Origin of the sequence: Corynebacterium tuberculostearicum (assembly GCF_046097465.1) — a bacterium.
Classification (GTDB): domain Bacteria; phylum Actinomycetota; class Actinomycetes; order Mycobacteriales; family Mycobacteriaceae; genus Corynebacterium; species Corynebacterium tuberculostearicum_I.
Genome location: NZ_CP175799.1, coordinates 606,138 through 629,456 on the forward strand (window position 1 = coordinate 606,138; position 23,319 = coordinate 629,456).

A 23,319-nucleotide genomic window follows, 5' to 3' on the forward strand; every position below is an offset into this window, starting at 1 on the left:
TACCGATTTTGTGGGCGGCATGTGGGCCAGTTTGCGGAAAGTGATCCCCCATTTGCCGCCCCTTGAAAAGGGTTGCGTGGCCGCTGTCACCCATGCGCGGGAGGGGTGGAGATATTCACGAGCCCCCGCTGCGGGCATGCCACCGGCGCAGACGGGGTGTACCCTCACACCCCATGAAAATCATCGATGAGCTAAGCCCGCGCAGCGCACACGAACACCGCGTTCGCCGCCGTCCGCTGCCGTTGCAAACGGAGATTACCGCCCGCCGCCGCGCCATCGTCATGGTGGCAATGGCCCTGGGCGCGTTTGCCATCGGCACGACGGAGTTCGTGTCTATGGGCTTGCTGCCGCTCATCGCGGATGATTTTGGTATTTCGGAAGAAAACGCCTCCACGCTCATCACCATCTATGCCATGGGCGTGGTGGTCGGTGCCCCGCTGATTGCGGCCTTTACCGGCAAGCTGCCGCGCCGCCGTCTCATCTTGCTGCTCATCGGCTTCCTCGTGGTGGGCAACCTCCTCTCGGTGCTCGCGCCGAATTACGCCATCCTCATGATCGCGCGCTTCATCGCGGGCATGCCCCACGGCGCCTATTTCTCCGTGGCTAACCTTTCTGCCGCCTCCATGGCGCCCCCAGGCGGCCGCGGCAAGGCCATGGCTTATGTAGGCATGGGCTTGGCCATCGCCACGGTTATCGGTGTACCGGCCGCCCAAGCCCTCGGCTCCGCGCTGGGTTGGCAGGCGGCCTACCTGGTGGTCGTGGCCTTGGGCATCGTCACCGCCATTGCGTTGTTCTTCCTGATGCCGCACATGACGGAAATGAAGCAGACCGATATCCGCACCGAATTTGGTGCGTTCAAAAACAGTCAGGTGTGGTTCACCGTCATCATGGGCGTGGTCGGCTTCGGCGGCATGTTCTCCGTCTATACCTATATTTCGTGGACCATGACCGAGGTCGCCGGCATGGACCAGAACCTCATTTGGGTCGTGCTCATGGCCTATGGCATCGGCATGACTATCGGCAATGCCTTCGGCGGCTGGTTGGCGGACCGCAACCTGGAGTTCGGCATCATCTTTGCCTTGGCCTGCCTGATTGTGATTTTGACCGCCTTTTATTTCCTCTCCGGGCACGCCATCCCAGCCACGATTTGCTTTGGCTGCGTGGCATTTATGGGTTCCACGCTGGTGCCTTCTTTGCAGCTGCGGTTGGTGCATGTGGCTGGCGACGCCCAGACTTTAGCCGCCGCGCTCAACCAGTCCGCGCTGAACATTGCGAATGCAGCGGGTGCGACCATTGGCGGTGCCGTCGTGGGTGCGGGCCTGGGCTACTCCGCTCCGGCGCTGGCGGGTGCCGGCCTGGCGGCTGCGGGCTGCCTGGTGTGGTCTGCGACGATGTGGGATAAAAGGCGCCTTGCTCGCCATTCATAAACGGACCGATATGCTGTTGGCATGACCCTTACCATCGCGAGCGTTAATGTCAATGGAATCCGCGCTGCGTGCAAGCAGCGCAATGAAAATAACCCCGGAATGAACGCCTGGCTGGAGGAGACCCCGGCCGATATCGTGCTCATGCAGGAGGTGCGCGCAACCCCGGAGCAAGCCGAAAAGGCCCTGGCCCCAGCCCTAGAGGCGGGCTGGCACTTAGCTCTTGCCGACGCCGCCGCAAAGGGCCGCGCCGGCGTCGGCATCCTGTCTCGCACCCCGCTTGCCGACGTCGAAGTGGGCTTCGGCTCCTTTACCGACGCCGGCCGCTGGATTGCGGCTACCGCCCGCGATATCCGCGTCGCCTCCCTGTACCTGCCTTCCGGCGATACCGGTTCACCGAAGTTGGATGAAAAGTACCGTTTCTTGGACGAGTTCCAGGAGGTGCTAGCGGAGAATGCGGCGCACACGAATTCTGATGGCAGCCCGGCCGATATGGTCATCGGCGGCGACTGGAATATCTGCCACCGCGCCCAGGACCTGAAAAATAATAAGGCCAACGAAAAGAAGGCTGGCCACCTGCCGGAAGAACGCGCCTTCATGGACCATGTCTTTGGTGCGTTCCCGGATGACACGCCGCAGGAGAAGAAGAACCTGGGGCAGTGGCAGGGCGTAGTCGAGTACGCCGGCGGCGAGCCGTGGTCCCCGGCCGCAGAACCGCAGTGGTTCGACGTCGCCCGCCGCCTGCATCCGGACGAAGACGGTCCTTATACCTGGTGGACCTACCGCGGCCAGGCCTTTAATAACAACGCTGGGTGGCGCATCGATTACCAGGCGGCCACCCGCCCGATGCTGGAGCGCGCGCAGCGCACCTGGGTGGATAAGGCTCCTACCGTGGAGCAGCGCTGGTCCGACCATTCCCCACTGCTGGTGGAGTACCGCTGATGACGCCACTATTTAGCGTCCTGTATGTAGTTGGTATTACGGCCGAGTCCATGACCGCCGCATTGTCCGCCGGCCGCCAAAAGCTCGATCTTTTTGGCGTCACCATGATTGCCTCCATGACGGCGCTGGGCGGCGGCACGGTGCGCGATATGATCCTCGATGACCCTCCCTTTACCTGGGTTGAGCACCCCATCTATTTGGTAATCGTCATCGTGGCGGCCGTGGTGACGGTGGGCATGTCCTTCCTCATGCACTACTTCCGCCACCTCTTCCTCATCTTGGATGCCCTGGGGCTTGCAGTCTTTTCGGTGCTCGGCACCCAAATTGCAGTCCACCTAGGCCACGGGTTCATTATTGCCTCGGTCTCCGCGGTGATTTCCGGCGTCTTCGGTGGCGTGCTGCGTGACCTGCTTTCAGACCGCATTCCGCTGGTCTTTTCCGGCGAGTTCTACGCCGCTATTTCGGTGCTCGCCGCGGCGTTATTTATGGCGCTGTACCACGGTGGTCTAGCCGAAGAACCGGCTGCGATCATCACCGCCTCCGTGTGTTTCATTGCCCGCTTGGCTGCGATTTACTTCAAGAAGGGACTGCCCGTCTTCGAATACCGCGACGCCGAACAGCAGATGGACCCACGCTTGCGTTTGTCCGCGCGCATCGTGCGCGATGGCGCCCGCAAAGCCAAGCGTAAGGCTGGCGCGGCCACACGCTATGCCAGCCCGATCACGCGCCCGCTGACCCGGCCGCTAAGCCGACCCTTGAGCCGCACGTTTAGGAACAAGTCTCGAGCGTTTTCTACCGCGACCGAAGGAACGGACTACGACGATATGTCGAGCAACCGCATCGCGCGCCGGCCGAAGCGGCAGTCGATTACGCGGCCGAGCGGCCGGCACTCGCCAGGGGCGAGGGGAGTAGACGTGGAGCAGCAGTGGAGCTTTAATAAGGGGGACGTCGGCAAGCGTAAAGCCCCCAAGCACAAGCAGTAGTGCTATTATGGCTAGGTCAAAAAATTCAGTAATCTGCAACGGAGAAAGTTCATGGCTCGCGCAATTATTTCTTTCGTCCTCGGCGCTGTAATCCTCGGCCTGAGCATCTGGTGGTGGACCGTTGTTGGTCCGTCCTTCGCTTTCCTCGGCCCCATCGTGCTCATGGGCGTGGGCGGCGCGCTGATGGTATCCGGTTGGGCCATCTTTATGGATGTTGTTAGCCCCACCTCCCGCAAGATTTAAGGTCTTGCGCCGCATCCCCTGCCCAATCGGGTAGGGGATTTTTCGATCCCTCGTTCAGGCGGCGCCGGGGAAGGATGTGAACCGTGCGTCGGGGCTAGGGGGTAGGATAAGGCACCATGACTGCAGACAATTCCACCGTTTCCCGTGTCCTGTCCGGTATCCAACCCACCGCTGATTCCTATCACCTGGGTAATTACCTGGGAGCGCTGAAGCAGTGGATTGACCTGCAGGACGGCTATGACGCCTTCTACTTCATCCCTGACCTGCACGCGATCACCGTGGAGCAAAATCCGGAGGAGCTGCGCAACCGCACCATCGCGGGTGCCGCACAGCTCATTGCCTTGGGCATTGATCCGGAAAAGTCCACGCTCTTCGTGCAGTCGCACGTGCCCGCCCACGCGGAGCTGACCTGGGTACTGCAGTGCCTCACCGGCTTTGGCGAGGCCTCCCGCATGACCCAGTTCAAGGATAAGTCCGCCAAGCAGGGCTCGGATCGCACCTCGGTGGGCCTATTTACCTACCCGGTTCTCATGGCCTCCGATATCTTGCTCTACTCGCCGGATTATGTGCCGGTGGGCGAGGACCAGCGCCAGCACCTGGAGCTGACCCGCAACCTGGCCGAGCGTTTCAACAATAAGTATGGCGAGACCTTCAAGGTGCCGGAGCCATTCATCCCAGAGGGTGCGGCAAAGATTTATGACCTACAAGAGCCGACGTCCAAGATGTCTAAGTCCGGCGCCAACCCGAAGGGCCTGGTCAACCTGCTCGATGCGCCGAAGACCTCGGCTAAGCGCATCAAGTCCGCCGTGACGGATGACTTGGGCTCGGTGGCCTTCGACCGCGATAACCAGCCGGGTGTGTCCAACCTGCTGGTCATCCAGTCTGCGCTCACCGGTGAATCCATCGATTCCTTGGTGGAAAAGTACGCCGGCCAGGGCTACGGCCACCTCAAGGTCGATACCGCCGACGCGCTGCAGGAATTTACCACTCCGCTCAAGGCGCGCTATGACGAGTTGATGGCGGACCGCGGCGAGCTCGAGCGCATCCTGGCGCAGGGCGCGGAGACGGCACAGGAGATTGCCCAGCCGCTTGTCGACGCCGTCTATGAAAAGGTCGGCTTCCTTCCCCGCCTGCGCAAGTAGCAAGCAGCCGCTTCCCCCGCACCCCACCCCACAAAGGGACAAGTGGGCATCTGCCAGTTACTCTAGGTGAGATAAAAACTGTGCGAGCAAGAAGGGAAGCACGTGCCTACCACCACGCAATCCTCCTCGAAGAAGACGGACCACTACGGCATCGAACGCGCCAATGCCGACGATCCCGGTGCGGTAGATAAAATCCGCTCCAAGTCCGGATTCGTTGACCACCTCATGCGCATGAACGAGCGCTACGGTGCCGAAGGCGGCAACCAGTTTGCCGCCGGCATCACCTATTATTCGGTGCTCTCCATCTTCCCGCTTGCCATGCTGGTCGTGGCCACCGTCGCCGCCGTCTTGGCTAACCGCGAGGACCTGCTCAATGATCTGCAATCCCATATCACCAGTTCTATCGATGGCGATATGGGAGATACGGTCAATGAGATCTTGGATACCGCCATTGACCAACGCGGCGCCATGTTCGGTATCGGTGGTTTGACCACCCTGTGGTCCGGCCTAGGCTGGATGAACAACCTGCGCATCGGTATCTCGGCCATGTGGGGCATCGATGCCAACGAGGGCGGTTCCTTCTTGAAGAAGAAGTTGTCTGACCTGGTGGGCCTCATTGGCCTTATCGTGGCGTTCCTCATCGCCTTTGGCGTGACCGCTGCCGGGTCCTCCGGCCTTACCCAGAAGATCTTTGAGCGCGTAGGAATCGAGTCCTTCCCGGGCATGGACTCGGTTATTTTCTTTGTCGGCTTGGCAGTGGGCCTTCTGGCCAACCTCATCGTCATGTGGTGGCTGATTATGATCCTGCCGCGCACCAAGGTGCCGAAGAAGTCCGGCCTTATCGGCGCGGCCATCGGTGCCGTGGCTTTTGAGCTGCTCAAGCAGCTGTCCACGCTCATTATGTCCTCTGCTACCGGCAGCCCTGCCGGCGCGGTCTTCGGCCCAGTCATCGTGCTCATGGTGGTCATGTATCTGATTTGGCGCGTGGTGCTCTACATCTCCGCGTGGACCGCCACCACCGCCGAGTCCCTGAAGTACGCTCACCCGCCGGTCCCAGAGCCAGCCGTTATTCGCGTCCGCAACGAGGTCAAGGAAGGCGCGCCTGCAGGTGCGACCTTCGGCGTCGGTGCCGCATTGGGTGCTGCGGCCGTGGGCGCATGGAGCTTGTTGCGCCGTAAGTAAATCTCCCCCTTAGGGGTGAGGACGCAGCGGTCGTTTAGCTTTAGGATGAATCATTATGAACGCCAATGACATCGCACCGAATCTTTATGAAGAATGGGGACTAGACCGCCGCGATGGCGAGCGGGAACTCTTAGTCTTACTGGAGTCCAAGGATTTATCGCTAGAGCAGCAAGGCCAAGACATTGAAGATCCGCGGCGCGCGCAGCTGCGCATCGCTGCCAGCGTCTTGGGCTCTGCTGCCAAGCGGGCGGAATACGATAAGGCGTGCGCGGCGGGAGTGCGCCCCACCTGGGGAGACCTCGGGCAGCTGGGCGCGGTAGGGCAGTGGAACCCGCGGACACAGCAGGCCCAGCAGCAAGCTCAGTCCTTCCAGCCCGGTCAGGCGGCAGGGCCAGGGCGCCACGCTCAGCAGGAACCACGATTTGCGCAGACCGCGAGCCCCTATGGGTCGCCGTATGCGCGCAATCCCTTTGACCCGCAGCACAATCCTTTCCCGCCGGCAACGGCGAACGCGGCCGTTCCCGCACCGCTGCTACAACACCCAGCGGCCGAAATTAGCCAGCGCGCCGGTCAAGATGCGCGCATCGGCATGGCCATTTTGGACCTATTCTTTTTCTCACTCATCAGCGGTAGCTTCGGCGTCGCGCTGCTCTCCGGCGGTGTGGATGAGCTCTCGACGTTCATTGGCGGCGCCATCATCTTGCTGCTCTACACCTTGGGCACCGAATGTTGGCTCGGCGCCAGCCCGGCCAAGCTGCTGATGGGCTACACGGTGCGCGATGTCGACACCAAAGAGCGGCTCACCCTCACCCAGTCCGCTAAGCGCCAGTGGTGGCGCCTAGTCAATATCGTGCCGGGCCCCGGTACGTTCGCCAGCTGGGTGGGCGCCGGCGTGCATACCTTCACCATTTCGGAGAAGAATAACCGCCGCGGCTCCCACGATGAGTGGGCTAACGCCGAAGTAGTGAAAAAGCACCCACGCAAATAGCGAGCAGCGCCACAGCACCGGCGATGACCCAGCCGAGCCAACCCTGCACCCCGTCCAAAGAGGGGTTCGCTGATTGCGCCTGGGTATCGGGCGCCGGCGTTGCTGCAGGGGACGCAGGGGAGTCGGCGTCGGAATGGGCGTCGGCAAGCAATTGCCCTACACCATCACCGGGATGCACCTTATAGGCCTCGTGCAGTAGCTTCTGGGCCTGCTCCCACGCGCGCGGGCCGTGCTCCACGGTGGTATCGAGCAGCACCGCCTGCAGCCGCCGGCCATGGCGGTCAAGCGCGCCGACGAAGGTATGGTGTGCGTCATCGGTAAAGCCCGTCTTGCCACCAATGCCATCCGGATCATTGAGGAAGAGCCCGTTATCGTTGCCTAATTGGTAACCATCAAGGTCACCCCAGCCGGGGAACTCCACGGATTCCGTATCCACAATCCGCGCGAAGGTCGGGTTATGGAAAGCCGCGCGGTAAATGCGGGAAATATCCTCGGCCGAGGTAGACATGCCCGGGGCATCGAGCCCGGAGTAGCTGGCCGCGTAAGTGGAATTCGTGCCGATCTCGGCCGACTTCTCATTGACCTTGCGCAGTGTGGCCTCGTCGCCGCCCAATTCCTGTGCCAGGGCGTGCGCGGCATCGTTGCCAGAGGCCATGAGCAGGCCCTGCAAAAGCTGTTCCACCGTGTACGTGCCGCCCGGGCCGATGCCTACCGCCGAGCCATCAATCTGTGCCGATTCTTCGCCCACCTCGACCTTCTGGTGCAGATCCAGTTCGTCGATAACCACCAGCGCCAGCAGCGCCTTGATGATGGAGGCCGGTCGGTAGCGGCCGTTAGGGTCCTTCATAGCGATGATTTCGCCGGTATCGATATCGGAGACCATCCACGCCGCGGCCACCACATCCTTATCCACCTTGAACCCTTCGGGCAGCGTGGTGCCACAAGCCTCATCGCTCTCCACCGGCGGCAGCGGGGTGGGGGAGGCCTGCCCAGGAGCGAGGCGCTCCGAGGTAGTGGTGGCCTTTTCCGGGCGCTCGGCGTGCGGACACTTATCGGTATCCGGGGCGGTGGTGCGCGTGGTGATAGGAGTTTCCGGCTCTTCCGCCAGCGCGAGCGGCGCGCCGCTGAGCAGGACGGTAACGAGGGAACTAGCTATAATTCTTTTCATGACATGACACATCTTAGGCCCGTGCCTACGATGGGACGCATGCATGACGCGCCTTTGATTAGCCCTGAAAACAAGGACTCCGCCGCCGACGTAGTGGCCAAGCTGCCTAAGGTCTCCCTCTTTGAGCCCATTACCTCCACGGCCGCTACGCCGGAGGAACTTACCGCGACCATCCGCGAGCGCTACGAAGCCCTAGCCGCAGACGGCGTGGTCTACGCGGAACTGCACTTGGATCCAGCAGCGATTGGCCTGGACGCTGCCGCGGTTGTTGAAGCCGCCGTTGCAGCCCGCATTCCTTCCCTGGACTCCCGCCTCGTCCTGGCCGGCACGGCCCCTGAGGCAGCAGTGCCTGACGACGCCCCCGTGGTGGGCTATAACCTCCCGCAGGACGAGGCGGGCGCGGCCGCGGACTTCCGCGCCGCCTACCTACCCACCCAGATTCACGTGGGCGAGGACTTCGCGGAAGTTGAGCGCGCCGCCCAGGCCGGCGTGAATCGCCTTATCCACCCGGTGAATATGATCGATGACTTCACTGCGAATATCGAAGGCATCGTGCCGGGCAAGGCCTCTGGCTACATCCGCGACCGCCATATTCCCCTGGTCTTTACCCCACTGGAGGAAGCCGAGGAGCTGACCGACCACCCACTGCCACTGCTGCAGCAGCTGGGCTTTACCTGCACCATTTCCTCGGGCGAGACCACCTTGACCAAGCAGTTCCTCGCGCTGAGTGAGACCTTTGGCTACGGGCTGGAGGAATTTTTCGACCTCACCGTCAAAGCGGTGGAGAATTCCTTTGCTGACCAGGAATTACGGCAGCATCTGCTAGAAACGGTTATCCTGCCAGCATACGAGGAACTTTCAGACCCCGAGCTGGCAGGCCCAGACACTGAAGAGTCTTTGGCAGACGCCGCTGAAGAAACTACTGACTAAAGGAGAATCACATGCCTTCCGTACTTTTTGTTGTTACCGCCGCTGAGGAATGGACGCTGGCCGATGGCACCAAGCGCCCGACCGGTTACTGGGCCGAGGAGCTTATTGCACCGCACCGCGTCTTCCAGGGCGCGGGCTGGGATATCCACTTCGCCACCCCGGGTGCGAAGGCTCCCGTCGTAGACGAGTACAGCCTGGAGGTACTGCCCGATAACGTGCGCATGGCGCAGGAGAATTACCTGGCAGAGTTGGGCGTGGCGCTAGAGAACCCGATGAACCTGGCCGATGTCAATGAGGAAGACTATGACCTCATTTTCTACCCAGGCGGCCATGGCCCGATGGAGGATCTGGCCTATGACCAGGATTCCGCTAAGCTTCTGCAGGCTCGCATGGATTCCGGCCGCGCGCTCGGCCTCGTTTGCCACGCCCCGGCAGCGCTATTGGCCGTAGATAACGAGAACTGGCCGTTCAAGGGCTACAAAATGACTGCTTTCAGCAATGCTGAGGAGGGCGAGGACGTCATCGCCGCCGCTAAGTGGGCGCTGGAGACCCGCCTGCGCGAGCTCGGCGCGGATTACCAGGAGACCGATCCGATGTCCCCGAACGTCATTGTGGATCGCAACCTGTACACCGGCCAGAACCCGGCTTCCTCTGAGCCGCTGGCACAGCGTATTCTGCGCGATTTCTAAATGCGCGTTTCGCGAGTCCTCAAGGCCGGGGCTGCCCTGACCGGTGTGGTCGGGGTAGCGGGCATGGCGGCGTATGCGCTCAGCCGCAGGCCGTACCTGCGCGAGGTGGCACCGGGCCTTCGCAGCCCGATTTTGTACCTGCCTATGCACCTGCTTGCCGACGCCACCTTTGCCCGCGCCAGCCGCTTCTTTGCCAGCATCGATTTCTCCCGTCCGGTGCGGCACGCGGTGGATATTACGGAGTTTTCCGCTTCCTTCGATGGCCACGCCTTTAGTGCTCGCGTGCTTACCCCACGCGACGATGCCCAGGGCGCAGCCACCGCTGGGCCGCGCCCCGTGGTGGTGTGGACGCATGGTGGCGGCCATCTCATCGGTGGCCCGGCCATGTATGACCCGCAAAATGCCCGCATGGCGGCAGAGCTCGGCGCCATCGTGGTGGCCCCGCGCTACCACAAATCCACCCAGGAGCCGTTCCCCGCGGACCATGATGAGTGCTACGCCGCGCTGCGCTGGGTGCAAGAACACGGCGATAAGTTGGGCGGGGATTCCTCGCGCATCGCGGTCGCCGGCGATAGCGCCGGCGGCGGCCTTGCCGCGGGCTTGGTGCAGCGTGCCTTTGATGAGGGCCATCCGGTTCGCGCGCTCGGCTTGGTCTATCCCATGCTGGATCACCGCACCACGGATAAGTCCGGTGCGGTGGGCCAATTCATCTGGACGGCGGGCCCGAACCGCGGCGCATGGTCGATGTACCTGGGAGATGATCACCTGGATGTTGACCTGCCGCCCTATGCTTCGCCGGCCACGCGCAGTGATCTTTCCGGCCTGCCGCCCACGTGGATCGGGGTAGGCGGCATCGACCTTTTCTGCGATGAATCCGTGGCTTTTGCCCAAGCCCTCGACGCAGCCGGCGTGGACAACACCCTCGACGTGTGGGCCGGCGCCTACCACGGCTTCGACCAGATTAAACCCAAGGCGCCACAATCGCGCGAGCTTATCGACGCCCTCATTGACCACCTTCGCCGCCACCTCTAAAGTCACGTACTAAGGGAGGACGAGCGATGAAATACAACACGCACGTGTCGTGGGTCGTAACTTTCGCCAGCCTGATTGTTCTCGGTCTGATTCTGGGCGGAGTCTTTGGGATAGGAACCCTAGGCCGCTCCATTGTTGGACTCAGTGCCTTTGTTGTGTGGCTGATTTTCGATAAATACATGCGCGACCGGACTCGACGCCAAGAGGAAGAAGCAGCGGGCGACTAGACGTAAAAAGCCGCCCCCTCTCCGTTCAGGATAACCTGGGGTTGTGTGGTAAGTCAGCGTGCCCGTCAGCCCTATCATATGTCTTAACATATGGCACGACGTATGCTTTCACATATGTCCGCCAGAACGTGGGTTTACCTGCTGATTCTTTCGGATAGACAGGCCCCGAAAAGGAGAGCCCACAGGGCGAGCAGTCCAAGCGACACAATAAGTGCGGTAAAAATTAGCGGCAGCTCCGCGAGGGCGAAAAGGGTATAGGCACCCAGGATCATTGCCACGCTGGTTCCGCCTCCAATCGCAGCGACTCGCATACGGTCTTGTGACTGTTCGCGGCGGATGGTCTGGACGGCTAGGACGGCGGCACACACCAGTGCAGCCAGGACAATGGTTATGTACATTCCTCTTCTCCTTTCTGGGGTTGGTGCTTATCTTATCGGGAGGGTGTGCACGGCCTGTGTGCTGAATTTTTCTGAGAATGAGAGTGTGTATGCCGTAGGCGATATACAACCTTCCCGGGCAGGAAAGTGACTTAACGCGCCCGCGCAACAGGGTGGGTAGCTGTGGGCTTATATGCTTAGTGGTTATGGCCCCTACGACTGTTTTTGACCGCGCTACCATTCGCCACAACCTCACCGAATTCAAACTCCGGTGGCTTGCCCACATTGAACAGTGGAAGGCGGAAAACCGACCCGCAACCGAGTCGAGTCACGACCAACAGTTCTGGGGAGACCTGCTCGACTGCTTCGGTGTTAACGCCCGCGACCTGTACCTGTACCAACGCAGTGCAAAACGCGCCTCGACCGGGCGCACCGGCAAGATTGACATGTTCATGCCCGGCAAAGTCATTGGCGAGGCCAAGTCCCTCGGCGTCCCACTCGACGACGCCCACGCCCAGGCCCTCGATTACCTGTTGGGCGGTACTATCGCGAACTCGCACATGCCGGCCTATGTTATCTGCTCCAACTTCGAGACCCTGCGGGTTACCCGTCTTAACCGCAACTATGTAGGCGATAGCGCCGACTGGGATATTACGTTCCCCTTAGAGGAGATTGACGAGCACGTCGAACAACTCGCTTTCCTCGCCGACTACGAAACCTCCGCTTACCGGGAGGAAGAAAAGGCTTCGCTGGAAGCCTCCCGCCTGATGGTGGAGCTCTTCCGCGCCATGAACGGCGACGACGTAGACGAGGCAGTGGGCGATGACGCTCCCACCACGCCGGAGGAAGAAGACGAGCGCGTCATGCGCACCTCTATCTACCTCACCCGAATCCTCTTCCTTCTCTTCGGCGACGACGCGGGACTCTGGGATACTCCGCATTTGTTTGCGGACTTTGTGCGCAATGAAACCACTCCAGAATCACTAGGCCCGCAGCTCAATGAGCTATTTAGCGTGCTCAATACCGCCCCGGAGAAGCGGCCTAAGCGTTTGCCATCGACGTTGGCGAAGTTCCCTTATGTCAATGGTGCGTTGTTTGCCGAGCCGTTGGCTTCGGAGTACTTCGACTACCAGATGCGCGAAGCATTGCTTGCTGCCTGTGACTTCGATTGGTCTACTATCGATGTCTCCGTCTTTGGTTCTTTGTTCCAGTTGGTTAAGTCGAAGGAAGCTCGCCGCAGCGACGGCGAACACTACACACCGAAGAAAAACATCATGAAGACCATTGGCCCGCTTTTCCTCGACGAGCTTCGAGCGGAGGCAGACAAGTTGGTGTCTTCTCCGTCGACGTCGGTGGCCGCGTTGGAGCGCTTCCGCGACTCCCTTTCCGAGCTAGTCTTCTGCGACCCTGCCTGCGGCTCCGGCAACTTCCTGCTGCTGGTTTACCGCGAATTGCGGCGGATTGAAACGGACGTGATTGTCGCAATCCGCCAGCGCCGCGGTGAAACAGGCATGTCGTTGAATATTGAGTGGGAACAGAAGCTATCTATCGGTCAGTTCTACGGCTTTGAGCTGAACTGGTGGCCTGCAAAGATTGCCGAGACCGCCATGTTCCTAGTCGACCACCAGGCAAATAAAGAACTTGCGAACGCTGTAGGCAGGCCTCCTGAGCGGTTGCCGATTAAGATTACCGCTCACATTGTCCACGGAAACGCCCTGCAGCTTGATTGGGCAGACATGCTCCCGGATTCTGCTACCAAGACCTATATCTTCGGCAACCCGCCATTTATTGGCCAGTACACAAAGACCGCAGAGCAGACGGCGGATATGAAGCAAGTCTGGGGCAAAGACTACGACGGCTACTTGGACTACGTCACTGGCTGGCATGCAAAGGCAAAAGACCTCCTGGCCGACCGCCCTGGCGAGTTTGCTTACGTAACCACTAACTCGATTACCCAAGGCCAACCCGTTCCGGCGTTGTTCGGCCCTTTATTTCGAGAAGGGTGGCGAATCAAGTTCGCCCACCGCACCTTTAAATGGGACTCTGAAGCGCCTGGCAAGGCTGCTGTTCACTGCGTCGTTGTTGGCTTCACCCGCGATAGAGAGGCTAAGTCTCGCTTGTGGGATTACCCAGACGTTAAAGGAGAACCCGTTGAGCAATCAGTGGGACACGGGATTAATGCTTACTTGATAGACGGGCCAAACGTACTCGTTGCCAAGCGGATGCAGCCTCTAAGTAGTGAGCTTCCACGTGCGCTGTTCGGTTCAAAGCCAGTAGACGGCGGAAACTTAATCGTAGAGACGAAAGACTACGACGAAGTAGCAGCAGACCCAATTGCAGCAAAATATCTTCGCCCGTTCCGCATGGGCAAGGAACTGGTGCGCGGCCTTGACCGCTGGTGCTTATGGATGGGGGATAATGATTTTGCCCCTGCGGATATTTCTAAATCGCCAGTGCTAAAAAGGCGCGTAGAAGCAGTACGAGAAATGCGGCTAGGGAGCAAGAAGAAGGCCACCCAGCGGTCAGCTGATACTCCGTATCTTTTCCAAGAAGACCACCAACCAGACTGCGCTTACGTGGGGATTCCAGCAGTTGTTTCCGAAACCCGTAGGTTTTATACCGCTGCTCAACTAGGGCCAGAAGTGATTGCCGGAAACAAGCTCTTCACAGCGGTAGATCCAGACGGTCTTCTGTTCGGGCTTATTTCTTCGTCTATGTTTATTACTTGGCAAAAAACGGTCGGTGGAAGACTCAAATCTGACCTTAATTTCGCTAACACCTTGACGTGGAATACTTTCCCCGTTCCAGAGTTGGACGAAAAGGCGCGGCAGAAAATCATTAAGGCGGGCAAGAAGGTACTCGATGCTCGCGCACTTCACCCAGAGCGCTCACTGGCCGAGCACTACACTCCGCTTGCTATGGCGCCCGAACTCATCAAGGCTCACGACGGGCTCGACCGGGAAGTGGACAAGGCGTTTGGTGCACCTCGCAAGCTCACCACCATTCGTCAGCGCCAGGAGCTATTGTTTGCCAACTACGAAAAGCTCATCTCGCACCAGTCCTAGGAACACTTGATATGTCTTGCCATATGGCGGGACATATGGTGTGGCATATGTTGTAGCGTATGTTCCGCCATATGCTTTAGCATATGTCCACCTGTATGGAGCACCGTGGTTAGTGTTTGTGCTGGTGGGTGTCTATATTTCGCGGGACAGAAGTGGGGTGTAGCGGTTGAGAAGGTCGTCCAAAAGGCCCATAGCCTCAAAGGTAGAGGCCTCTACCGACATGCCGGCCTAAACGCTATCGAACATAACGACAGCGTGGATTTCTGTGGACAACTACACCAGCACCGTGGGAGTTATACACAGGGCGGGCGTGGTTGGTCTTTCGTGGCAGGCGTGGGTGTGGTTGCCTTAGTGCTATGAGCACTTCGCAGGACTATCCAACCACCATCCCAGCTCCCGCTACTACGACCACTGGGGAGGGTCAGCGGCGGGGGCCGAGTTTGCGGGATATTTCCCCACAGGAATTAAATGCTGCCACCCAGTACATGATTGATGAGCTCATGAGCCAAGGCATGAGCGAGAAGGAAGCCATAGAGTATTTAGACGATCTGGATAGGAAGGCTATCCCTGATGATTTCTGGGAAAGCACCGACTAAGGACTAAGCCTGTTCCGGCTCCGGGGCGGTTAGAGCTCGGCACCTTGGTCGCCTTCGTGCTGTTGCTCTAGCTCTGGTGCCATGTCTTCGGTCTGGTTGTCGTGTGCGCTATCTGCGGCCTGGTAGCCGGTAGGTGTCTCGTCTAGTCCGAGGCTTGCGATGAAGTCGAGGCCTTCCTGTGCCCCTGGTGCAAGGTCTGTCTTGTAGTCAGTAAAGCGTGAGAGCACAGTATCGAGGTTGTTGCGCTCCTGTGGGCCGTGTGGGGTGGTGGCCTCGGGGCGGATAGTGTCTATCCATTGGTGTGCGCAGACATGCAGGCGGGTAGCGATAGCGTCGAGTTCCTCGCGGTTGAGGAAGTCTGGAACAGTGATGTCGCCTCGCTCAGTGGTTTGGTCTTTAAATAGGCCAGTAAACACGCGGGAGGCGCTGTGGGTGAAAAACTCTGCGGTGGTCTTCCACCTGTCGTGGAATACGTCCGGGTTGGTCTCCCGGTTTCCGAAAAGTCCTGAGCGGGCGCAGTCTTGTAATGAGGTTTCGCGCAATGTACGCGTACTGGCAGTAAAGACTGCACGGGTAGCAGTGCTTAAGTTTCTTTCTAGTGGTTCGGTGGTGTTGATGGTCAGTCGGTAGCGCGGGCTGGCGTTTTCGCCCTGGGGAAGGGTGCGGAAGTTGGTCTTGCTGCTTTCTGCGGTGAGATATGTGCCTACTGTCGATTTGGGGTAGTTGGTACCGCGAGTCTGCGTAGTTGGTACCGGTGTTCCGCGTACCCGGTACTGCAAGGGGTTTTCTTTCATAGTTGATGTTGGCGACACCACAATCCGCTGGTGTTGCGTCAACTTCTACTTGGAAGGAGCCGGTCCTTGTGGCTAACTTCAAACAGATCATCGCGATGTGCCTTGATGGTGCTAGCTACGCGCAGATCACACATGCATTGGGATGTTCACGACGAGAAGTATCCCGAGCAAAGAAAGTCATCAACGATGAGGCACTAACTCCAGAGCGTTTCCGTCAGCTCCCACCGGGATGGTTCGATGATCGATTCAGTGATGGCCGGAGTAAGCGGTCGTTGCCCTACGACCAGCCTGATTTTCATGCTCTTGCACGCAAGCTGAAAGGTACGAAGCATGTGACCAGGCATAAGCTGTGGATGGACTACGTGTCGAAGCCTTGTCCGACGGATAAGACAAAGTACCAGTACTCCCAGTTCTGCAGTGGGCTCAATGAGTTTCTGCGTGCCAACGATCTCGTCGAAGTTATCACCCATGAGCCAGGGCAAGAGCTTTATGTCGACTGGGCCGGTGACAAAGTGCCTGTAGTAGATCAGGCCAGTGGTGATACCGTGTTCAAGGCGTCATTGTTTGTCTCGGTCAGCCCGTACTCAGGGCTGATGTACGTTACTGCTGCTGCGAATGAGAAGATGTCGGCGTGGATTGAGTGCCATGTTAAGGCGTTGAATTATCTTGGCAAAGTACCAGCAATCATCGTGCCAGATAATGCTTCTACGGCGACTTATCGGCCGAAGAAGACCTCTACATACCGGATGGTCACTGACCGCTACGCAGCGTTTGCTGACTATTACGGGGTCACGATTGTGCCGACTAGGCCCGGCAGGCCTCGTGACAAGGCAGCGGTAGAGCGTGCCGTGAAAATCGCCTACACCAAAATCCTGGGTTACTTTAGCAACGAGGTCTTCTATAACCTTGATGAGCTTAATGAGGCGATCGCTTGCCGTCTTGCTGTTATCAACGGCGCAATGACGCGGCCTGATGGCTCAACACGGCAGATGCGCTTTGATAAAGAAGAGGCACCAATGATGCGGGATCTTCCGCCGACGCCGTTTACGGAAGTGTCTTATAAGCGGCTTAAAGTCGATCGCAACTGGCACATCACCTGTGACTACCAGTACTACTCAGTGCCATTTCAGCTGGTAGGAGAGTCGGTAACAGTCAGGCTCACCCCGCAACTGGTGAGCGTCTTCAACGGGGAGCAGCTTGTTGCTGAACACACGCGCCTTCACGGATTCAAATACCGGTATTCCACCAACCCTCAGCATGGGCCGCGTGGCGATGATGAAGGCCACAAGGCGCTTACCCGTGATGAGCTTTTGGCCTGGGCCTCGTCGTTTGGGGCAGCAACGCACGCAGTCATAGCGATGATCCTCGACCGCAATAGTGCCGCCGTACCCCGCGGACTCATCCAGGCACGCAACGTGTTGGCCAACCTGGGCAAAAAGCACAACAAAGCCACCCTGGAACCTGCCTGCCAGCAGGTCGTGGACAAGAAGCTGGCCCCAACGATGGCAGTGATCAAACGCCTCCAGACTGACATTGCCCACGCCCAACAACATCCCGGGGAACCAGGGCCAAAAACACAGCCTGTGGCCAAGCGCCAACCACGCCCAAGTACCCCGCTTACCGGCGACGTGGCCGATGCCGTCTTTATCCGGCCTGCTGACCACTACGAAAACTAGAAGGAGTGTGAAAAATCATGAGCAGCATCGACGACGAGATTGTGCGGGCAAAAATGCGCAAGCTTCGTGTATCAACCTTCGCTGACATCTTCTACGAGGTTGTCAACGACGAGGCCTATGCGGATGCGCTACCAGAAGACATCTTCCTCGCCGCAGTCGAAGAAGCCTACACACAACGCCAACAGCGCAATATCGCCAAGGCCATCACCCAGGCACAATGAAGTGCCCCGAGTTTTGTTCCTAGGCATTTGCCTTGATTTCTATTATTTCTTGCGGCGGGTTCTGCTTCCAAAAATCGGTTTCCACTTCGACTGGGGTTCGGTATCCCAAGCTTTGGTGAAGCCTCATCTCGTTCCACCATGACACCCACTCGAACGTCGCGATTTCTACCTCGACAACATCATCCCACCTGCGAGTATGGATCAGCTCGTTCTTGTAGGAGCCGTTAACGTTTTCAGCCAGAGCATTGTCATAAGAATCCCCGACAGTTCCGGTGGAAGCGGCAATCCCGTGCTGGGCAAGGCGCTCGTTGTAGACCACGCTGACGTACTGCGAGCCGTGATCCGAATGGTGAATGAGACCTGTTGTTTCCTCAGCACACACGATCGCCTGATTAAGAGCTTGCAGCGGCAACGCTTCGGTGCGCATGGAGTCTGATAACGCCCACCCAACGATCCGTCGGGAGTAAACGTCGGTGACAAACGCGGCATACACAAAGCCTTTCTTCGTGCGCACATACGTAATGTCAGCCACCCACAGTTTGTTCGGGCCGGGGGCTTTGAACTCACGCTCGACCAAGTCTGGGCGCAGATCAGGCACGTTAGGCTTACGGGTTGTGAGAGGTGATCTGCCTTTGCCTTTGCCAGAAACACCGGCCAAGCGCATTAAACGGGCAGTTTGTTCACGACCGATATCAATTCCGTCACGGCGGAGAGCATGCCACATTTTCCGTACACCGTAGACACCGTAATTATCCCGATGAACAGTTCTAATGCGTTCGACCAGCACAGCATCACGAAGGCGACGAGCACTTAACCCACGGGCCTTGGACTGGCGATAGCCACGCGAGGTGATAAACCCACCAGCCCGGTTATTCTTCAACGTCTTACAGATGAACTCGACAGAGAAACGAACCCGGTATTCATCGATGAACCGGATCATTTCCGACGTTTTGGGTCGAGTTCCGACGCGAAAAAAGCTGAAGCGGCCTTCAGCAGCTCATTAGTGTCGCGTAGCTCTTGATTTTCACGACGCAGCCTCGCGTTTTCCGCGGCCAAATCTTCAGGCACAGGTTCTGGGATGTTTCCCGCACGACGGGCCTGTTGAGTCCATTGACGGGCCGTATGCCATGAAACCCCCAGCTTTGGAGCTACTGCCTGGCACGCGGCTTGCATCGACATATTTTCTGCCAAGATGCGATCTTCCACGAGACGGACCACACGGTCCTTTGCATCCTGGTCAAATTTCCTCGGCATATTCCAGATTTTCCCATCTACTCAAACGGAACAAAACCTGGGACACTTCACAATTCCGATACCCGGATGCAAGCCTGGCTGAAATCACCCGGGCAGAACAACGTGGTATCAACATGCGCCAGCTGAAACGAATCGCAGCAACCAACTGGCGGGAAAACCCGACCAACATACACATCCTCGCACCGACCGGAACAGGCAAGACATACATTGCCTGCGCCATCGGCATCGCCGCATGCAAAGCCGGATATTCCGTGGCGTACTACCGGCTGGATCAACTTGTAGGGACCTGACCCCTGTTTGGTGGACACCTGATATCCAGCCCAGTCGGGCTGGAAGAAAGGTAATCTACCACCATGTCCAGGTACTCCGAACAGTTCAAACGCGATGCCGTGGCCCTCTACGAAAACAATGAGGACCTCTCACTGAACTCAGCATCAGCAGAGCTCGGTATCAACCGTGCCTCGCTGCATTCTTGGATCAAGAAGTACGGCACCGGCAAACGTGCCCGCACAAAAAGCATGCGCGACAAGGTCCAAGCAGCGAATGATTCCGAACGGATCCGCCAGTTAGAAAAAGAGAACGCAAAGCTGCGCGAAGAACGTGACATCCTGCGCAAGGCCGCGAAATATTTTGCCGAAGAGACTCACTGGTGATCCGCTTCCAGTTTGTCTATGACCACCGAACCGAATTCTCGGTTAAGCGGATGTGCCAGGTGTTAAAGCTCAATCGCTCCTCGTTCTACAAATGGGTGCAAACCCGCGAAGAACGCAGGTTAAAGACGTGTTCGGATGCTCTTATTGGTGCAAGAATCAAGACCATCTTCGATGATGAATACGGGCTTTATGGTGCTAAACGCATCGCTGCAAGCCTTAAAGCCGATACGAGCTTTGGCCCGATAAATCACAAGAAAGTCGCACGAATCATGAAATCCATGGGACTTAAAGGCTTTACCAAACGCCGCCGATGCGTCACTACCAGGCGTAAGCCTGGTCACCGCGTCATGCCAGATCTAGTAGGCCGCAGATTCACAGCTGACAGGCCAAACCACGTCTATGTAGGCGACATTACGTACCTGCCGTGTAAGGGCGGCAAGAACATGTACCTGGCCACGGTCATCGACGTCTACTCGCGCAAACTTGTCGGACATGCACTCGCCGATCACATGCGGGTATCACTGGTTATCGAAGCTTTGTCCCATGCCAGGAAAGTCCGCGGAAGCCTTAAAGGGGCAATTTTCCATTCTGATCACGGCAGCGTGTACACCTCACAAGCCTTTAGGAACTATTGCTCGTCGTTGGGTGTGCGCCAGTCTATGGGAGCGGTAGGAACGAGTGCTGATAACGCCCTAGCAGAATCGTTTAACGCCACGCTCAAGCGGGAAATCTTGCGTGACAGGAAAGTCTTTGACAATCCGATCTCCTGCCGCCAAGAAGTCTTCCGGTGGTGCATGCGCTACAACACACGCCGACGGCACTCCTGGTGCAATCTTTCAGCTCCTGACGTCTTTGAAGCCGAGAATTCAGCTACACTGACTAGAGCAGCATAGCTAACCCCCGACGTGTCCACTTTCCGGGGGTCAGGCCCTAGACATGCTGGCGGTCTTCTCACCGACTGACCAAAACTACCTCGATAAGATGCGGAAACTGATCAACGTCGATGTCCTTATCATCGACGACTTTATGACCATCAGCATCAACCAGCGCGGGCAAGAAGACCTAGCCAAGATCATATTCGACCGCGACGGAAGGCTCCCAACACTGATCTCTTCCCAATCAGCTGCCGCCTACTGGGTTGAAACACTGCCAGACAGAGTCGGAGCCGATTCACTCGTAAGCCGCCTCAACAACGGCCACCGAATCCATATCGGAGACTTCGACATGCGTAAAGCCACCGCCCCGACCACCCCAGACGACTAAGACTAACGGCCCGGGCCGACGTACCCCTCGGCCCGGTACCAACTACCCGGAACACGACAGTACCGAGTCCCCAGAACACCGGTACCAAAAACTCGCATCTGACACCTACGGTGTGGGTGAGGTGAACGTCAACGAGGTTAGAGTCGTCGAGTTGTTCCAGCATGGTATCTAGCAGCCGCTGGCGCGTATCAGGGCGCTTAGCGCTCACGCGGTAGCGGTGGGAGGCTAAGCCTTTGGTGTTCATGCTGTCGGCATCGAGTGGGGTAGAAGACTCCGCGAGGTGTTCTAGTTCGTCTTTGTCCCAGCCGGGATAGGCAGCAGTGGAGTCTAGGAATCGGCTCCAAGTGTGGGAGTCATGCAGATTGCTTTCTTGCGTTGTGACGGCAGGGGCAGCGGGGTAGGTGTAGTTGAATCGGGTTTGGCTGTAGGCCTGCAGGATGGAAGCGCCAAGTTCTAGTGGAGACGTGGTCTCTTGGGCTTCCAGGCGCTCTAGGATTGCTTCGAGGTTGCCTCGAAAGTTCGGGTCGTCGATGTAGCGCTTGTAGGGCACTGCCTTGCCTCCCCTGTCCCATGGTTCTTTTCTTTGAAGAAAGTCTAGAAGACACAAGGCTACGTGGAGGGTTATAGGACTGTGGTTGTTGTGGGGTGTTTTAGTGGCAACCAAATCTTTGATTTGGGCGGCAGCCCAACGAGCCGTAAGGCGAGGCGGGAGCAAGAACCGTAACCCGTAGTGAACGGTTTTGTTAGTTGATCGGCTCGGGATATAGATCTACAGGGATATAGTTATAAGCCACCTGGGAAAATAGGTAAACCCGCAGGTAAAACCCTGTGGATAACTGGGTCGGTGAGGGTAAATATGCGCAGCGGTGAGGGTAAATATGCGCAGCGGTGAGGGTAAATATGCGCAGCGGTGAGGGTAAATATGCGCATCCTCTTTTTGAGTGAGGGTAAATATGCGCATCCTGAACTGGGCAAACGCCTTGTGAGGGTAAATATGCGCAGCGGTGAGGGTAAATATGCGCAGTGTCTGCGAAATGGTTCCCCGGCGGAGAGGTAATTGTTATGACAATGCCGTGATGGAAAACTTCTTTGGCCACTTGAAAGCCGAGATGTATCACGGTGAGAAGTTCGGGTCTGTCAAAGAATTTACCGCTGCGGTAGACGCGTACATCGACTGGTACAACGCGGAAAGACTCCAGCTGGGACTTGATGGTTGCACCCCGATGAAATACCGGGATAAGGCCCTTAAGACGTTAGCCGGGTAGGATTACCCCTAGTCCAACTTTCGGGGGCAAGTTCAGTTTTCAGTTCGCGGTTTTCTCGACGCAGGCGCCTGAGTTCTTCTTCCATTGTTTCGCCGCCTGAAGCGTCAGAATTATCGTGTACTGAAGGCTGTCACGGTACCAAGCCCGCAACGTGTGTGGGATACTCCAAGCAGCTCACCGACCTCCGTGTAGGCGCGTTGCAGTGAGCAAGACTCCAGGCGGACCATTTCGATGATCTGATGGACCGCCTTCTCCTTGAACTCGACGGAATATTTTCTAGGCATAGTTCAATCCTTCGTTAGCTGAGGTAGGAACTAAACCCAGGACGCTTCATTCATCATGCCTTCCACGCTTTCCACGAGTAAACCGTATTCCGCGGAAAATAACGCGCAGAAGCCTTTGGTGTGTGGGGCGCGGTGATTTCCGGTGCGGCAGCGGTCGGACCGCTTGCCGATGGTGCACTGACGGAATGGGTGTCCTAGTATTCGCGATTATCGAGGGCCTGGCCTAGGCTGGTGGGAGCCCCAATCCTCATTCAGCTTCTTTGGCTGGACCTGATTCGAAAACGCGGCTATTTCACCGGTTCCGCTAGGGCTCGCGATCTCGGCCGTGGGCTTCGCGCTTTTTATCAGGTCGGAAGAGCACCGCGAGCGGGGTCACCGCTCGGCGCTGTTGTATCTTGAATTGTTTTTCTTATTCCACGTTCTCGTGGGGCAATATCACCGCTGGTGCGGTAGCAATCGGCGAGTTTGCCATCATCTTCGTGTTGCCGCTGTACCTGATTAATACTTTGGACCTCTGCACGACGTGGTCTGGCCTGGTGCTGGCAGCCATGGCAATCGGTGCATTCTTCTCCGTTGCATCAGCCCTCATGTCGCGGCACGGTACGGGGCGTCTGGCACCGTGCTCATTGGGCTCGGCTTGGAAGCCGTCGGCGTCCTTAGCTTCGTCCTGCTTATGGGGCCGGATACGAATGATTGGATCATCGCCGCGCCGCTGACCCTGTACGGCTTGGGCCTGGGGTTCGCCTCCGCGCAGCTGACCGGCACGATGCTGCGGGATATTCCCGTCGATGACTCCGAGCAAGCCTCCGCAACGCAAACCACCGTGCGCCTGGGGCAGTGGTGTAGGCCTTAAGCGAAGGCATGGCCAACGCCGCGCAGTGGTCGCTCGTAGCCGCTACCGCATTCTTCGCTCTGAGCCTT

At 58.2% G+C, this 23,319-nt stretch carries 21 protein-coding genes and 4 pseudogenes; 20 read left to right on the forward strand and 5 right to left on the reverse strand.

The annotated features are described in order from the left end of the window. Positions 1-173 precede the first annotated feature (173 nt). From ACKFRX_RS02955 to ACKFRX_RS02985, 7 genes are all read left to right on the forward strand, one after another. Positions 174-1,427 carry an MFS transporter gene (locus tag ACKFRX_RS02955; protein WP_408928087.1) on the forward strand — a complete coding sequence of 418 codons (1,254 nt, stop codon included), beginning with the start codon at positions 174-176 and terminating at the stop codon, positions 1,425-1,427. Positions 1,428-1,448: 21 nt separating this feature from the next. After that, positions 1,449-2,366 (forward strand): exodeoxyribonuclease III, encoded by a 918-nt coding sequence (locus tag ACKFRX_RS02960; protein WP_408928088.1) that lies wholly within the window; start codon positions 1,449-1,451, stop codon positions 2,364-2,366. Then, positions 2,366-3,349, forward strand: coding sequence for a trimeric intracellular cation channel family protein (locus ACKFRX_RS02965; RefSeq protein ID WP_408928089.1), 984 nt, complete (start codon positions 2,366-2,368; stop codon positions 3,347-3,349). The genes ACKFRX_RS02960 and ACKFRX_RS02965 overlap by 1 nt, the downstream gene beginning before the upstream one ends. A gap of 51 nt (positions 3,350-3,400) precedes the next feature. Further along, positions 3,401-3,592, forward strand: a complete 192-nt coding sequence (locus ACKFRX_RS02970) for a hypothetical protein (RefSeq protein WP_408928090.1) — start codon at positions 3,401-3,403, stop codon at positions 3,590-3,592. Between the two features lie 116 nt (positions 3,593-3,708). Beyond that, a complete protein-coding gene (trpS, locus tag ACKFRX_RS02975) occupies positions 3,709-4,734 on the forward strand; it encodes a tryptophan--tRNA ligase (RefSeq protein WP_250408800.1) in 1,026 nt (341 codons plus the stop codon). A gap of 102 nt (positions 4,735-4,836) precedes the next feature. Beyond that, on the forward strand, positions 4,837-5,916 hold the full coding sequence (locus ACKFRX_RS02980; RefSeq protein ID WP_005322616.1) for a YhjD/YihY/BrkB family envelope integrity protein: 1,080 nt from the start codon (positions 4,837-4,839) through the stop codon (positions 5,914-5,916). 55 nt (positions 5,917-5,971) lie between these two features. Next, positions 5,972-6,904, forward strand: coding sequence for an RDD family protein (locus ACKFRX_RS02985; RefSeq protein WP_408928091.1), 933 nt, complete (start codon positions 5,972-5,974; stop codon positions 6,902-6,904). On the opposite strand, the gene ACKFRX_RS02990 is transcribed toward ACKFRX_RS02985, so the two are convergent. Beyond that, entirely contained in the window at positions 6,867-8,072 is a 1,206-nt protein-coding gene (locus ACKFRX_RS02990; RefSeq protein WP_408928092.1) for a D-alanyl-D-alanine carboxypeptidase family protein, read from the reverse strand. The genes ACKFRX_RS02985 and ACKFRX_RS02990 overlap by 38 nt on opposite strands. A gap of 39 nt (positions 8,073-8,111) precedes the next feature. On the opposite strand from ACKFRX_RS02990, the gene ACKFRX_RS02995 reads away from it, so the two are divergent. The 4 genes from ACKFRX_RS02995 to ACKFRX_RS03010 are packed head-to-tail and all read left to right on the forward strand — an operon-like array spanning position 8,112 to position 10,950. Beyond that, entirely contained in the window at positions 8,112-9,002 is an 891-nt protein-coding gene (locus ACKFRX_RS02995) for an adenosine deaminase (RefSeq protein ID WP_408928093.1), read from the forward strand. Between the two features lie 11 nt (positions 9,003-9,013). After that, positions 9,014-9,691, forward strand: a complete 678-nt coding sequence (locus ACKFRX_RS03000; RefSeq protein WP_408928094.1) for a type 1 glutamine amidotransferase domain-containing protein — start codon at positions 9,014-9,016, stop codon at positions 9,689-9,691. Continuing rightward, positions 9,692-10,723, forward strand: coding sequence for an alpha/beta hydrolase (locus ACKFRX_RS03005; protein ID WP_408928095.1), 1,032 nt, complete (start codon positions 9,692-9,694; stop codon positions 10,721-10,723). It abuts the gene before it with no gap. A gap of 26 nt (positions 10,724-10,749) precedes the next feature. After that, positions 10,750-10,950 (forward strand): hypothetical protein, encoded by a 201-nt coding sequence (locus tag ACKFRX_RS03010; RefSeq protein ID WP_239192829.1) that lies wholly within the window; start codon positions 10,750-10,752, stop codon positions 10,948-10,950. Positions 10,951-11,084: 134 nt separating this feature from the next. Here ACKFRX_RS03010 and ACKFRX_RS03015 read toward each other — a convergent pair whose 3' ends face one another. Then, on the reverse strand, positions 11,085-11,348 hold the full coding sequence (locus ACKFRX_RS03015) for a hypothetical protein (RefSeq protein ID WP_408924504.1): 264 nt from the start codon (positions 11,346-11,348) through the stop codon (positions 11,085-11,087). Between the two features lie 185 nt (positions 11,349-11,533). On the opposite strand from ACKFRX_RS03015, the gene ACKFRX_RS03020 reads away from it, so the two are divergent. Beyond that, positions 11,534-14,392, forward strand: a complete 2,859-nt coding sequence (locus tag ACKFRX_RS03020; protein WP_408928096.1) for a DNA methyltransferase — start codon at positions 11,534-11,536, stop codon at positions 14,390-14,392. Positions 14,393-14,748: 356 nt separating this feature from the next. Continuing rightward, a complete protein-coding gene (locus ACKFRX_RS03025) occupies positions 14,749-14,988 on the forward strand; it encodes a hypothetical protein (RefSeq protein ID WP_408924507.1) in 240 nt (79 codons plus the stop codon). 29 nt (positions 14,989-15,017) lie between these two features. Here ACKFRX_RS03025 and ACKFRX_RS03030 read toward each other — a convergent pair whose 3' ends face one another. Beyond that, positions 15,018-15,782: a hypothetical protein gene (locus tag ACKFRX_RS03030; protein WP_408928097.1), complete on the reverse strand. Its 765-nt coding sequence runs from the start codon at positions 15,780-15,782 to the stop codon at positions 15,018-15,020. Between the two features lie 68 nt (positions 15,783-15,850). On the opposite strand from ACKFRX_RS03030, the gene istA reads away from it, so the two are divergent. Together istA and ACKFRX_RS03040 are read left to right on the forward strand one after the other, a co-directional pair. Next, positions 15,851-17,458 carry an IS21 family transposase gene (istA, locus tag ACKFRX_RS03035; RefSeq protein WP_150851611.1) on the forward strand — a complete coding sequence of 536 codons (1,608 nt, stop codon included), beginning with the start codon at positions 15,851-15,853 and terminating at the stop codon, positions 17,456-17,458. 17 nt (positions 17,459-17,475) lie between these two features. Further along, entirely contained in the window at positions 17,476-17,679 is a 204-nt protein-coding gene (locus ACKFRX_RS03040; protein ID WP_408928098.1) for a hypothetical protein, read from the forward strand. Positions 17,680-17,698: 19 nt separating this feature from the next. On the opposite strand, the gene ACKFRX_RS03045 is transcribed toward ACKFRX_RS03040, so the two are convergent. After that, a protein-coding gene (locus ACKFRX_RS03045) for an IS3 family transposase (RefSeq protein WP_239194158.1) occupies positions 17,699-18,933 on the reverse strand; the annotation gives its coding sequence in 2 pieces (ribosomal slippage) (positions 17,699-18,645 and positions 18,645-18,933; 1,236 coding nt in all). Between the two features lie 47 nt (positions 18,934-18,980). Between ACKFRX_RS03045 and ACKFRX_RS03050 the strand changes: the two are divergent. The 4 genes and pseudogenes from ACKFRX_RS03050 to ACKFRX_RS03065 form a co-directional block, all read left to right on the forward strand. Further along, a pseudogene (locus tag ACKFRX_RS03050) lies at positions 18,981-19,214 on the forward strand (ATP-binding protein); the annotation flags it as partial. 72 nt (positions 19,215-19,286) lie between these two features. After that, positions 19,287-20,479, forward strand: a protein-coding gene (locus ACKFRX_RS03055; protein WP_100067808.1) for an IS3 family transposase whose coding sequence is annotated in 2 segments (ribosomal slippage) — positions 19,287-19,566 and positions 19,566-20,479 — 1,194 coding nt in all. Because the reading frame shifts where the segments join, the coding sequence is not laid out codon by codon here. Between the two features lie 31 nt (positions 20,480-20,510). Then, positions 20,511-20,849: pseudogene (locus tag ACKFRX_RS03060) on the forward strand (ATP-binding protein); the annotation flags it as partial. Between the two features lie 1,046 nt (positions 20,850-21,895). Beyond that, positions 21,896-22,114: pseudogene (locus ACKFRX_RS03065) on the forward strand (IS3 family transposase); the annotation flags it as partial. 37 nt (positions 22,115-22,151) lie between these two features. Here the strand turns inward: ACKFRX_RS03065 and ACKFRX_RS03070 are convergent. Then, positions 22,152-22,398, reverse strand: a pseudogene (locus tag ACKFRX_RS03070) (transposase); the annotation flags it as partial. A gap of 619 nt (positions 22,399-23,017) precedes the next feature. Here ACKFRX_RS03070 and ACKFRX_RS03075 point away from each other — a divergent pair. Then, positions 23,018-23,251, forward strand: coding sequence for a hypothetical protein (locus ACKFRX_RS03075; RefSeq protein WP_070769502.1), 234 nt, complete (start codon positions 23,018-23,020; stop codon positions 23,249-23,251). Positions 23,252-23,319: the final 68 nt, after the last annotated feature.

Coding starts and splice junctions, on each gene's coding strand:
- ACKFRX_RS02955 (WP_408928087.1), top strand. CDS start 174: ATGAAAATCATCGATGAGCTAAGCCCGCGCAGCGCACACGAACACCGC.
- ACKFRX_RS02960 (WP_408928088.1), top strand. CDS start 1,449: ATGACCCTTACCATCGCGAGCGTTAATGTCAATGGAATCCGCGCTGCG.
- ACKFRX_RS02965 (WP_408928089.1), top strand. CDS start 2,366: ATGACGCCACTATTTAGCGTCCTGTATGTAGTTGGTATTACGGCCGAG.
- ACKFRX_RS02970 (WP_408928090.1), top strand. CDS start 3,401: ATGGCTCGCGCAATTATTTCTTTCGTCCTCGGCGCTGTAATCCTCGGC.
- trpS (WP_250408800.1), top strand. CDS start 3,709: ATGACTGCAGACAATTCCACCGTTTCCCGTGTCCTGTCCGGTATCCAA.
- ACKFRX_RS02985 (WP_408928091.1), top strand. CDS start 5,972: ATGAACGCCAATGACATCGCACCGAATCTTTATGAAGAATGGGGACTA.
- ACKFRX_RS02990 (WP_408928092.1), bottom strand. CDS start 8,072: ATGAAAAGAATTATAGCTAGTTCCCTCGTTACCGTCCTGCTCAGCGGC.
- ACKFRX_RS02995 (WP_408928093.1), top strand. CDS start 8,112: ATGCATGACGCGCCTTTGATTAGCCCTGAAAACAAGGACTCCGCCGCC.
- ACKFRX_RS03000 (WP_408928094.1), top strand. CDS start 9,014: ATGCCTTCCGTACTTTTTGTTGTTACCGCCGCTGAGGAATGGACGCTG.
- ACKFRX_RS03005 (WP_408928095.1), top strand. CDS start 9,692: ATGCGCGTTTCGCGAGTCCTCAAGGCCGGGGCTGCCCTGACCGGTGTG.
- ACKFRX_RS03010 (WP_239192829.1), top strand. CDS start 10,750: ATGAAATACAACACGCACGTGTCGTGGGTCGTAACTTTCGCCAGCCTG.
- ACKFRX_RS03015 (WP_408924504.1), bottom strand. CDS start 11,348: ATGTACATAACCATTGTCCTGGCTGCACTGGTGTGTGCCGCCGTCCTA.
- ACKFRX_RS03020 (WP_408928096.1), top strand. CDS start 11,534: ATGGCCCCTACGACTGTTTTTGACCGCGCTACCATTCGCCACAACCTC.
- ACKFRX_RS03025 (WP_408924507.1), top strand. CDS start 14,749: ATGAGCACTTCGCAGGACTATCCAACCACCATCCCAGCTCCCGCTACT.
- ACKFRX_RS03030 (WP_408928097.1), bottom strand. CDS start 15,782: ATGAAAGAAAACCCCTTGCAGTACCGGGTACGCGGAACACCGGTACCA.
- ACKFRX_RS03040 (WP_408928098.1), top strand. CDS start 17,476: ATGAGCAGCATCGACGACGAGATTGTGCGGGCAAAAATGCGCAAGCTT.